12 protein-coding genes are annotated in these 11726 nt (G+C 58.1%); 3 read left to right on the forward strand and 9 right to left on the reverse strand.

Features of this window, described 5'->3' with window-relative positions; genetic code table 11:
• A partial coding sequence (gene sdhC / locus F753_RS49225; RefSeq protein WP_156924050.1) for a succinate dehydrogenase, cytochrome b556 subunit occupies positions 1 to 258 on the reverse strand: 258 nt, incomplete at its 3' end.
• Positions 259 to 618: 360 nt separating this feature from the next.
• Between sdhC and gltA the strand changes: the two genes are divergently transcribed.
• Positions 619 to 1890, forward strand: a complete 1272-nt coding sequence (gltA, locus tag F753_RS42550) for a citrate synthase (RefSeq protein ID WP_003294794.1) — start codon at positions 619 to 621, stop codon at positions 1888 to 1890.
• Positions 1891 to 2143: 253 nt separating this feature from the next.
• Here gltA and F753_RS50075 read toward each other — a convergent pair whose 3' ends face one another.
• Positions 2144 to 2395, reverse strand: a complete 252-nt coding sequence (locus F753_RS50075; RefSeq protein ID WP_082041303.1) for a YkgJ family cysteine cluster protein — start codon at positions 2393 to 2395, stop codon at positions 2144 to 2146.
• A 128-nt stretch (positions 2396 to 2523) separates the two neighbouring features.
• Between F753_RS50075 and F753_RS42555 the strand changes: the two genes are divergently transcribed.
• Complete coding sequence (locus tag F753_RS42555; RefSeq protein WP_003285450.1) at positions 2524 to 2865, forward strand: DMT family protein; 342 nt, start codon at positions 2524 to 2526, stop codon at positions 2863 to 2865.
• 77 nt (positions 2866 to 2942) lie between these two features.
• Positions 2943 to 3224: a pyrimidine/purine nucleoside phosphorylase gene (ppnP, locus tag F753_RS42560; protein ID WP_003302386.1), complete on the forward strand. Its 282-nt coding sequence runs from the start codon at positions 2943 to 2945 to the stop codon at positions 3222 to 3224.
• Positions 3225 to 3350: 126 nt separating this feature from the next.
• On the opposite strand, the gene F753_RS42565 is transcribed toward ppnP, so the two are convergent.
• From F753_RS42565 to zipA, 7 genes are all read right to left on the reverse strand, one after another.
• Positions 3351 to 3644 carry a flagellar protein FliT gene (locus F753_RS42565; RefSeq protein WP_017245261.1) on the reverse strand — a complete coding sequence of 98 codons (294 nt, stop codon included), beginning with the start codon at positions 3642 to 3644 and terminating at the stop codon, positions 3351 to 3353.
• A gap of 46 nt (positions 3645 to 3690) precedes the next feature.
• Complete coding sequence (gene fliS, locus F753_RS42570) at positions 3691 to 4077, reverse strand: flagellar export chaperone FliS (protein ID WP_026006571.1); 387 nt, start codon at positions 4075 to 4077, stop codon at positions 3691 to 3693.
• Between the two features lie 122 nt (positions 4078 to 4199).
• The gene (gene fliD / locus F753_RS42575; protein WP_023446291.1) at positions 4200 to 5648 is read right to left on the reverse strand and encodes a flagellar filament capping protein FliD; all 1449 of its coding nucleotides are present in this window, start codon (positions 5646 to 5648) and stop codon (positions 4200 to 4202) included.
• A 65-nt stretch (positions 5649 to 5713) separates the two neighbouring features.
• A complete protein-coding gene (locus F753_RS42580) occupies positions 5714 to 6007 on the reverse strand; it encodes a flagellar protein FlaG (protein ID WP_003302379.1) in 294 nt (97 codons plus the stop codon).
• 114 nt (positions 6008 to 6121) lie between these two features.
• Positions 6122 to 7654, reverse strand: coding sequence for a flagellin (locus F753_RS42585; protein WP_023446292.1), 1533 nt, complete (start codon positions 7652 to 7654; stop codon positions 6122 to 6124).
• 404 nt (positions 7655 to 8058) lie between these two features.
• A complete protein-coding gene (gene ligA, locus F753_RS42590) occupies positions 8059 to 10425 on the reverse strand; it encodes an NAD-dependent DNA ligase LigA (protein WP_023446293.1) in 2367 nt (788 codons plus the stop codon).
• A gap of 303 nt (positions 10426 to 10728) precedes the next feature.
• Positions 10729 to 11550: a cell division protein ZipA gene (gene zipA / locus F753_RS42595; RefSeq protein WP_023446294.1), complete on the reverse strand. Its 822-nt coding sequence runs from the start codon at positions 11548 to 11550 to the stop codon at positions 10729 to 10731.
• Positions 11551 to 11726: the final 176 nt, after the last annotated feature.

Consider the following 11726-nt stretch of genomic DNA (forward strand, 5'->3'; position numbering starts at 1 on the left):
CCCCCCCCCCGCCACAAGGTGGTACAGCAGTGCGGACAGCAACGCCCAGCTCACCAGCTTGGCCAGGGGACTGCTCAGATACGCACGAACATCCTCAAAGCCTTCTGGCGAAGACAACGAGGTATCGAGCGCAAGCAGCAGCAAGGCGACACCGACGAACAGGATGACACCGGATACACGGTGGAGAATCGACGTGTAAGCAGTGATGGGGAGTTTTATTGTCCTAAGATCTAGGTTTACAGGTCGTTGGCTTTTCACGGCTTTTTTTCACACTTGAGAGCCCCAGAGCGCAGGGCAAAGTTGTTGGGAAGAGTACGCAGCAGTACCCGCTACCCACGAGTGACAACCTACAGAATACTGCCTGTAAGGCCCCTGCCGGTCGGTGTCCGAGTATAAACAGTTAGGTCACTAATGACAATGTGGTGAAGTGCCACTAAAGGCTGATAGCAGCCCCTATATAAATGCCGTAAACAGTGCATCCAAGCTGTACGCATCCCCCTGCAGAGCCCTCTACGGCATGGGTTCACGCAAATTGACTTTGCGATTTATCACTCTATAGTGATGCGGGCCCTGCGTGGGGGGCCATGATGATTCCAAGCACAAAACAGGAGGCCATACATGGCTGACAAGAAAGCGCAGTTGATCATCGAGGGCGCTGCCCCCGTCGAACTGCCCGTTTTAACCGGTACCGTAGGGCCTGATGTAATAGACGTACGAAGCCTGACCTCCACGGGTCACTTCACCTTCGATCCCGGCTTCATGTCGACCGCCTCTTGCGAGTCCAAGATCACCTACATCGACGGCGATAAGGGCATCCTGCTGCACCGCGGCTATCCCATCGAGCAGCTGGCAGAGAAATCCGACTACCTGGAAACCTGCTACCTGCTGCTGAACGGCGAACTGCCTACCGCCGAGCAGAAGGCACAGTTCGTCAGCACCGTGAAGAACCACACCATGGTTCACGAGCAGCTGAAGTCCTTCCTTAATGGCTTCCGTCGTGACGCTCACCCCATGGCCATCATGTGCGGCGTAGTCGGCGCACTCTCGGCCTTCTACCACGACTCCCTAGACATCAACGACCCGCACCATCGCGAGATTTCCGCGGTGCGTCTGGTCGCGAAGATGCCAACCATTGCTGCAATGGTCTACAAGTACTCGATCGGTCAGCCGCTGATGTATCCGCGCAACGATCTGAGCTACTCGGAAAACTTCCTGCACATGATGTTCAACACCCCGTGCGAGATCAAACCGATCAGCCCGGTGCTGGCCAAGGCAATGGATCGCATCTTCATCCTGCACGCCGACCATGAGCAGAACGCCTCGACTTCCACCGTACGCCTCGCCGGCTCCACCGGTGCCAACCCGTTCGCCTGTATCGCAGCCGGCATCGCCGCTCTGTGGGGACCGGCACACGGCGGCGCGAACGAAGCCGTACTCACCATGCTGGACGAGATCGGCGACGTATCGAACGTCGAGAAATTCCTGGCGAAGGCCAAGGACAAGAACGATCCGTTCAAGCTGATGGGCTTCGGGCATCGCGTCTACAAGAACTTCGACCCGCGCGCAAAGGTCATGAAGCAGACCTGCGACGAGGTGCTGGGTGAGCTGGGTATCAACGATCCGCAGCTGGATCTGGCCATGAAGCTGGAAGAGATTGCTCTCAACGATCCTTACTTCGCCGAGCGCAACCTGTATCCGAACGTGGACTTCTACTCGGGCATCATTCTCAAGGCTATCGGCATTCCGACCAGCATGTTCACCGTCATCTTTGCCTTGGCGCGTACTGTTGGCTGGATTTCCCACTGGAAGGAAATGATCGCCTCCGGCCAGAAGATCGGCCGCCCGCGTCAGCTGTATACCGGCCACACCAAGCGCGACCTGCCGCGTTAAGCGACAACCAGCGCAAAATAAGGCTGCCCTTGGGCAGCCTTTTTTATTCCCCTTGGGCCGACTGAATATTTATCCCTTCCATTCGATTCACTAGAGGTCGACACAGGTGGCCGATGGCCATCTAGCGCAATCGGCGATCTTCCGGCCTGACGTCATTGATCAGCTCTCAGCAGACATACCGGCGCAGCCAGCAACTCATAGCCCGACGAGCAGTTGAATACGCAATCTTGGACTTAACTACACGCAGACTTGCCTACGCAGTCGCTTGCTCCAGCCAACCCAACAATCGAATCGCATCCTCCCTAGTTTCACCACAGCAAACAGGGTCCGCCGAAAAAGCCGAGCAGACAACCGGCCGCCGCGGATCGCCGAACAGCAAACAGAGAAAGTCAGCGCTTAATTGAATACAGCGCTCCCCAGCGCGCTTACCATGAGGCATGCCAGGTATCGAGGAGCTAATTGAGGGGGCGATACAGCAGGCACCGCAACCGGGGCGACAATCCATAAAACTGCCACTCAGTGAAAAACGGGCGCGATAATAATCCGGCTGAAGCTTACGCACCAGATGCACCATTGCAGGCGAAAACGCTTGGAAATACCCTAGCGCGTCATCATTTCGAGCCCACACCCACCATGCCTGTCTGGTTGCAAACCGCCGCCCTCCTCTGCTGCTCCAACCTATTCATGACCTTCGCCTGGTACGGCCACCTGAAGAGCCTGAACGGCAAACCCTGGCTCATCGCCGCATTGATCAGCTGGGGCATCGCATTCTTCGAATACATGCTGATGGTGCCAGCAAACCGCATCGGCTATACCGAGCTGTCGATCGGCCAACTGAAGATCATGCAGGAGGTAATCACCCTGATGGTGTTCGTTCCGTTCAGCGTGCTGTACATGCAGCAGCCATTGAAGCTCGATTATCTATGGGCAGGGCTTTGCATGGTCGGAGCGGTCTACTTCATTTTTCGCAGCTAGCACTTCTGCCAGGTGACGCCAGGCCTGGCGCTTGGGCATACTGGCGACCCTTTTCCCGACCCTGCAAAGGAATCCAAATGTTCAAGGTCAATGAGTACTTCGATGGCACCGTCAAATCCATCGCCTTCGACATGACTGAAGGCCCGGCCACGATCGGCGTCATGGCGCCAGGTGAATACGAATTCGGCACTGCGCAACTGGAAGTCATGCACGTAGTTGCTGGCAGCCTGGACGTGAAACTGCCGGGTAGCGACGCCTGGGAAACCTTTGCCAGCGGCAGCCAGTTCACCGTACCGGCGAACAGCAAATTTCAGCTGAAGGTCAAGGTAGACACCGCGTATCTGTGCGAGTACCGCTGAGACGCAGCGAGCACTCCCTGAGACGGTGGGTTCGCGGTGGATGAGCGAAGCGTCATCCACCCTACTCCACGCACCCTCGGTACCGCCCAGCTCTTCGCCGCGCGAAGAATCCAGCGTGACGGGCGTCTAGCCTAACGACCCGTAAGCGCGGCTGACCTGCTTGGCCTGATTCAGCCTGGTCAGCTCCGCGGCCAGCCGCTCACGCTCAGCGCGCCCCGCCCGCTGAAGCTCATCATACAGAGCCGCCACTGCGTCGATTTCCGCACGCAGCCCGGCATCAGCTGCATCTTCGTCGCACAATGATGCCACCAGCGCGCTGCACTCATGATCCAGCGAGCTGACCGCATCCCACTCCCCTGCGCTCAGTGCGCCGCGGAGCTTTTGCGCCAACGCGGCGAAGGCTTGCTTCTTCAACGACATCTTTTCCCCGAAAACGCGGTAAGCCAGCAAGCCAGCTTCAGGTGAATCAGCCCCTAGGCGCGATCTGATCCCAAGCCAGCTTTATCTCACCCAGAAGCTTGCCCACCTCGTTCAGTTTGTCGACATCATTATGCCGGCTCGCTTCGAACAGGCGCATCGTCATGTATTCATACAGACGATCAAGGTTGGCCGCCAGCTCGCCGCCAACATCCTGATCCAGCGCATCACGCAGCCCACCGATGATATTGATGGCCTTGCCGATCAGCACACCCTTCTCAGCGAAAGCCTCACGCTCCATCGCACCTTTGGCCTGAGCGATACGATCCAAACCACCTTGCATCAGCATCTGAATCAGGCGATGCGGGTCGGCCTCGGTAACCTGGGCTTTTACGCCAACCTGCTGGTATTGCCGCATTGCTGCCATAGCATTCATTTGGATGAGCCCCTTGCCACATCGATCTCACATACCTGTTTATCGGTCATCTGGCGCAGGACTTGAGTTTGTTTTGCAAACAAAAAACCGCCTACCGGCGGTTCTTGTATAAGCAGTCTGGCCTACTTTTTCGAATTGCTTCCTGCCCAAGGCAGGTTCTCCAGCGACGCGAGAAGGCTCGAAGACGTATTAGACAACTGCCCCACCAACAGATCCATTGCATTGAACTGCTTGTACAGTCGCTCCTGAAGCGAGGTGATACGGCGGGTGAGCGCCTCTTTCTGATCATCTATCTTGGTGATCGTCTCGGTCATTGCCTTGTTGCGCTGCTCGAGTATTCCACCGGTCTCGGTGTATGGCTTCAGCTTCGCATCAAGCCTGGAAGCCAACCCCTTGTCACCTGTGAACAGGCCCGACAATTCGCCGAAGCTACTGGCCATCGCCTTGTCCAGCTTGGCGCTGTCAATGGCGAGCGTGCCATCCTTCTGTGTGGTGATACCAATATCGGTCAGCGCACGCAGTGCACCATCACCCTGCACGTTAACCAGCTCGTTGCGAATCGTGTTGAGCAAGGTGCGTGCTGTGGCATCGCCCACCAATGCGCCTGTTACGGGCGCCTTACCCTCACCCACCGATGTAACCTTGGTCTGCGCATTGATCACACCGATCAGCTTGTTGTAGCTATCGACAAAGGACTGGATCTGCTTTTTGACTCCTGCCTTGTCTTCCGCCACCGCGATGGTCAGCGGTTCGTTTGCAACGGTTTTGGCCTTAAGGTCGAGCGTGACGCCCTCAATGGCACCATCGACTTTGTTGGTCTCGCTGATTACCTTCAAACCGTCGACATACAATTCAGCACTCTGTGCCGAGGTCAACACGCGAGCATCTTTGCCGGTGCCTGAGGTGCCGTCGAAGTTCAATGCGGAAAGACCGGTGAGCCCAGGTTCGTCTGCCCCGGTTGCAGTGACGGTAATATCGCGCCCTGCGCCCGTCTTGCTGCTACTCAGCACCAGTCGAGAACCATACTCGTCCGTGACAATGGTGGCGCTAACACCCATGTCTTTCCCGGCCGTGTTGATTGCATCACGCACACCGGCGAGCGTGTTGGTGTTTTCGTCAATCGTGACAGAAAAGGATTCCTTGGTGTTCGGCGCGGGCGGGATGCCTGGCACGCCAAGCGAGACCTCGAACGTTCCACTGGTAAAACGCGCCGGGGCTTCGGCCGTATTGGGAATCGCTGCCAATGCAACCTTGCTGCTGCTCGCCAGTGATTTGACTTCCAGTTGATAGCTGCCAGCTCCCGCGGCGGTTGACGCCGTAACGCCGACGAGGTCCGACTTGCTGGAAGTAGCCGAGCGCGCTTGGAACAGCTCTGGCTTGTTCAACGCACCCAGTGCAGTTTGGAAATCACTGATTGCACCCTTTAGCGCACCAACCGCCGTGATCTGCGTAGTGGTCTTCTTTTCGAGGGTTGCAAGCTGGGTTTCCTTCGGAGCACGTTCAGCGGCAACCATACTCGCAACGATGCTATCGATGTCGATGCCGGAACCGATGCCTGATACGCTTGCCATAGCTTCACCTCGTCAAATAAACCACACGACCGTATTGGATCGAAAACCAAACAAGAAACGTGCCGCTAGGCCTTAGCCTCGAATAACAGGCTGCGCATTTCATCCAGTCGCTCGGCCAGGCGCAGGATATCCTCGGACGGAATCTGCCGCACCACCTTGCCCGAGTCGCCATCCAGCACCTGCACCACAACCTGACCGGTGGAATCATCCACGCTGAAGTTCAAATCGCGCTGCAAGGTCTGCACCTGCGTGCGAATGCGCTCTACTGCTTCGTTTACATCTACTTTCTGTGGAGCCTTGCCAGAGCCACCTTCGCCCTGCAACGAAGAAAGCCCAGCTTCCTGACGAAAGCTGGGCATCGCGTTGCTCGACGAGGATGACGCAAGCGTGGCACTCGCTGCTCTTGCGACGTCCATGATTCACCTCTCAATGAATCGATGGGGTGGAATGACCACCCCATCGGTGAGCCTCGCTTACTGCAGCAGGCTGAGAACGGCCTGCGGCAGCTGCTTCGCCTGGGCCAGGATCGCGGTGCCGGCTTGCTGCAGAATCTGGTTCTTGCTCAGATTCGCAGTTTCAGCGGCGAAGTCGGTGTCCTGGATACGACCGCGGGCTGCAGAGACGTTCTCGGAAATGCTCTGCAGGTTGGCGATAGTGTTGTCAAAACGGTTCTGCACAGCACCCAGCGAGGCGCGATTCTTATCGATACCTGCGATGGCTGCATCGATTACCGAAATGGCATTCTGAGCACCAAGTGCGGAGCTGATATCCACATCAGAGACTTTGTCCAGGGTTGAAACATACGCAGTATCCTCAGCAGTGACGAGAGTTTCCGATTCAGCACCGTCACCCGAAACTTGGAACGCGCCAGTAGAACTCAACTGTACATTACCCTGAATCCTTGCAGAGTCCGTATTACTAGGAGTCGCGCCAGTTGCCGACGTAACGGTGACGCCTGTTCCATAGGTTTTTCCGTCATAACTAATCGACTTCAGATCGATAGCTTTATCAGAGCCGCTATTAGCATAGCTCTTGATGGCAATATCATCACCAGCCTCGCTAGTAAGCTCTATTTTCGCATTGTTTGCAGTAAGAGTAGCTGTAATACCAGTCTTTGAGCTTTGGGCGTTAATAGAATTAGCCAGTGCCGAGAGATCATTGGCATCCGTGATAATAGCACTAACAGTCGCATCATTGCCGGCCCCTGTGTTGCCGGTCAGCGTGAACGAAATACTACCCACCCCAACACCCGACATCTCAACCGACGTCCGTGCATCAGCACTTACTCCGGTTTCTTCAGAAAGCAGATTAACTGCGTCCGCAACATTTTTTGCTGAGCCCAGACCAATGTTAGCCGTTTCTTTTGAAACGCCATTTGACCCCATAACCGTAAGTTTCGCGGCCGCACCGCCAACTGCAGAGGCCGGCACAGTGCCAGCGGCCGTAGACTGCACCACCTTACCAAGCCCGCTTCCGGCGAGATTAAACTTATCTGCACCAATATTTTTTGCGCCGGATGCATTTACTGTAACACCAATAGTTTCATTAGCATTTGCGCCGACTTGAAACTTCTTGGTACCAAAGGCACCATCTAGCAGCTTCTGCCCACCGAAGGTGGTCGTTTCTGCAATTCGATTAAGCTCATCCTTAAGCTGTTTGACCTCATCGTTCAGCGCTTGGCGCTCAGTAGTCGAATTACTACCATTTGCTGACTGCAGAGCCAGGTCGCGCATACGCTGAAGAATATTTGTAGATTGCTGCAACGCGCCTTCGGCTGTCTGGGCGAGCGAGATGCCATCGTTGGCGTTACGAACAGCAACACCCAGGCCATTAATCTGGCTAGTCAGACGATTTGAAATCTGCAGGCCCGCGGCGTCATCCTTGGCGCTGTTAATACGGCTACCGGTGGACAGGCGCTGCATGGAAGTCTGCAACGCATTGGAAGAGGACTGCAGGTTACGCTGAGTATTCAGCGAAGCAATATTGGTATTGACGGTAAGAGCCATGGTGTTTGCCTCCAAGGGCGCTAGTTACTTTGGTTGCCTGAGCTTGCGACTCCGGGCCGGCTTGTGCCCAGGCACCCATCGAGTTCGCATTCGTTCCTTTTATCGGCGCCGTTTGGGTTGGCTTTAGGGCAAATTCGAACTTTTTCGTGAGCCCGGTACCGCTCCAACGCTACGCCAGCGCATCCATACTGCGGACTTGCTTGACTAGCTTTTCGGGTGAGGCGGGGAAAACTTTAGGGGGGGATAGCTGAAGCCGTTTCCCTGACCTGGGGTCAAAGGGGCTCGCTCACTGCTGGTGAGCTTTGCTGGCGCGTCCCGGCCAAGGCCGCTCCCACAGATTCGGTGAAACATTTGGGGAGCGGGTATGACAGCGAAGCTCACTGGGATGAGGCGTTGCTGACGTGCTATGAACCAAGCTGTGCGAGGCGCTCGAGGAATTGCGCTTCGTCGAGCACCGCCACGCCGAGTTCGTTGGCTTTGGTGAGCTTCGAACCCGCGCCGGGCCCCGCCACCACACAGGACGTCTTGGCCGACACGGAACCGGCAACCTTGGCCCCCAACGCCTCCAGCCGCGTCTTGCCTTCGTCGCGGCTCATTGCTTCGAGCGTGCCGGTCAGCACCCAGGTCTGCCCGGCCAGCGGCAGACCTTCCGCGGACTTCCGTTCGCTCTCCCAATGCATACCGAATTCCCGCAACTGCGATTCGATAGCGCGGGCGCGTTCGGTGTTTTCAGGTTTGTCGAAGTAATCGCGCAGCGAGCGTGCGGCCTTTTCGGTAAGGCGTTCAACCTGGCGCAGATCGAGCCAGTCGGCGGCGATGATCGCGTCCAGGCTGCCGAAACGTTCTGCCAGGCGCTGGGCGCCGGTGCGGGCGATATAGGGGATGTTGAGCCGGTCGAGCAGGTCCGCCAGCGTCGCGCAGGCGGCGAATTCAGGGTGAAGGGCGCCCTCCTCCTGTGGTTCGACGCCGCGTTCGCGCAGCAGCGCGATGACCGTGCGGTTGTGTTCGTCCTCGAAGAAGCTGTGGATCTCATGAGCGACTTCCAGGCCGACATCGGGCAGGTAAACAAGCACATCAGGCAGCGCGCGACCTATGCGATCCAAGGAGCCCAGCGCTCGTGCCAACAACTTGGCGGTTTCCTCGCCGACATCGGGTATGCCAAGGGCGTAGACGAAACGCGCAAGGCTTGGTTTGCGGCTGGCGTCGACGGCGTTAAGCAAGTTGCGCGTGGAAATCTCGGCGAACCCCTCCAGCTCAATGACCTGCTCATGGGTCAGGCAGTAGAGATCCGCCGGCGATTTGACCAACCCCCTGTCGACCAGCTGCTCGACGAGCTTGTCGCCCAGGCCGTCGATATCCATCGCTCGGCGCGATACGAAATGGATGATCGCCTGCTTAAGCTGAGCCTGGCACGCCAGACGGCCGACGCAACGGTAGATCGAGCCTTCGCTCACCGACTCACGCCCCTTGCTGCGCTTGATCAGCTGGGTACGCTCCACGGCAGAACCGCACACCGGGCACTGCTCCGGCACATGCACGGCGCGCGCGTCGGCCGGGCGGCGTTCGGCGATTACGCCGAGGATCTGGGGAATCACGTCGCCCGCACGTCGCACGATCACCGTATCGCCGATCATCACGCCAAGCCGCGCCACTTCATCCATGTTGTGCAGCGTCGCGTTGGACACCGTAACGCCCGCCACCTGCACGGGCTTTAGCCGTGCGACCGGGGTGATCGCACCGGTGCGGCCGACCTGGAATTCCACATCGAGCAGTTCGGTGATTTCCTCCCGCGCGGGAAACTTGTGGGCGATGGCCCAGCGCGGCTCGCGCGCCCGGAAGCCCAGCTCACGCTGCTGCGCGACCGCGTTGACCTTGAACACCACACCGTCGATTTCGTAAGGCAGCGCGTCGCGCTTTTCACCGATGGCGTCGTAATAGGCGCGGCATTCGGCGACGCCCTTGGCCAGTTTCAGCTCTCGACTGATGGGCAGGCCCCAGCTTTTCAGCGCCTCGAGAATCCCGATGTGCGTACCCGGCAGCTCGCCATCGCTGCGCCCTACGCCGTAGGCACAAAGTTCGAGCGGACGGCTGGCAGTGATCTTCGAATCCAACTGACGCAGGCTTCCAGCAGCGGCGTTGCGAGGATTGGCGAAGGGTTTGCCGCCGCTTTCCAGCTGTCGCGCGTTGAGCGCTTCGAAGCCGGCCTTCGGCATGTAGATCTCGCCGCGCACCTCGAGTACCGCAGGCCAGCCACTGCCATGCAGCTTCAATGGAATGTTGCGTACGGTGCGCACGTTGGCGCTGATGTCCTCACCCGTGCTGCCATCGCCCCGGGTGGCGCCGCGCACCAGATGGCCGTTCTCATAAAGCAGGCTGACCGCCAGACCATCCAGTTTGGGTTCGCAGCTGTACTCGACCACAGCGTCATCGCCGAACAGGTCGCCCGCCGGCAGATCCAGCCCTTCGCGCACGCGGCGGTCGAAATCGAGCAGATCCTGCTCCTCGAAGGCATTGCCCAGACTCAGCATCGGCACTTCGTGGCGCACCTGACCGAATGCCGCGAGCGCCGCTCCTCCAACCCGCTGGGTTGGCGACTCGGGCGTTACCAGTTCCGGGTGCTCTGCTTCGAGCGCCTTGAGCTCGTTAAACAGGCGGTCGTACTCGGCGTCAGGAACGCTCGGCTCGTCGAGCACGTAGTAGCGATAGTTGTGGGCGTCGATTTCGCCGCGCAGTTCGGCGATGCGCTCGGCGGCAGTTTGGGCGGAAGGCATAAGACGGAGCCGTGGCTGGGGCTGTGCTGATTCAGACCGTATCAGCGCGCCTTGGTTGATAGTGAGGCGTCGGATTCTAGCCGAATGCGCAATCGAAGGCAGGTTCGCGGCTTTGGCTAGTCGGAGGCTGGAAGTGCAGCGGGACGGCCTCAGCCATCCCGAATCAAACTGCTCACTGATGGACAGAGGCGGAGCGCGCCCGTCAATGGAATGCCTGCACTGGAGACAGGAGCATGAGACGGCGCGAGCAAGCCACGTCTGCTAACACACAACACCGGGCGCAAGGCCCGGTGCAAATATCACTCAACGCTGCTTGATGGTCATCTGCCGGCGCTCGAACTCGACGATGCGCTGGCGGTAGTGCTCGATGGTCTGGGCGGTGAGAACGCTGCGCTGGTCATCCTTCAGCTCGCCGTTGAGCTCCTGGGACAGCTTGCGCGCCGCAGCAACCATGACATCGAAGGCCTGCTTGGGATGGCGTGGGCCGGGCAGACCAAGGAAGAAGCTCACGGCCGGCGTGGTGAAGTGATCGATGTCGTCCAGATCGAAAGTACCAGGCTTGACGGCATTGGCCATGGAGAACAACACCTCGCCATTGCCGGCCATGCTTTCGTGGCGATGGAAGATGTCCATTTCGCCGAAGCGCAGGCCACTCTCGAGAATGTTCTGCAGCAGCGCCGGACCACGGAAACCGTGAGGATCACGGCAAATGACGTTGATGACGAGTACTTCCTCGACGGGCGCCAGTTCCTTCTGCGGCTGGTCTTTCCCTTCCTCGTCATCACCAACAACCGGATCGAGCAGCGTCGGTACGGGCTCGTCGCTGTTGAGCTGGAGGTCGCCCTGAAAGGGTTCGTTCTGCCGGCGCTTCTTGCCGGACTCGCGCGCGCTCATCGTCGGCATGTCGCCCTCATCCAGAGAAGGCTCATGATCTCGATTAACCACGCGCGCCGGGCCTAGAAGCTCCGGAGAATCGTCGGCATCGGGAAGGTTGGAGAGGCTGCGGTCCAGCTTGAATTTCAGCTTGCCCTTGCCACCGCGCATGCGACGCCAGCCGTCGAACAGAATGCCGGCAATGACAATGATGCCGATGACGATCAGCCACTCGCGCAGACCGATATCCATTAATGCTTTAACCTCTGAATTCGATGATAAAGACGCAACGAACAGTCACTTGGGACTGCTTCAAGCGCATCGCAAAAATTGTGCTCTAAGCTAGCACGACGAACGGTAACTTTGCACCGTGCGGTAGTTCTCTTTTTATAGCGTTCCTTGTATCAAAAATGCTCAAACACGCGGCT

Source organism: Stutzerimonas chloritidismutans AW-1 (genome assembly GCF_000495915.1).
GTDB lineage: Bacteria > Pseudomonadota > Gammaproteobacteria > Pseudomonadales > Pseudomonadaceae > Stutzerimonas > Stutzerimonas chloritidismutans.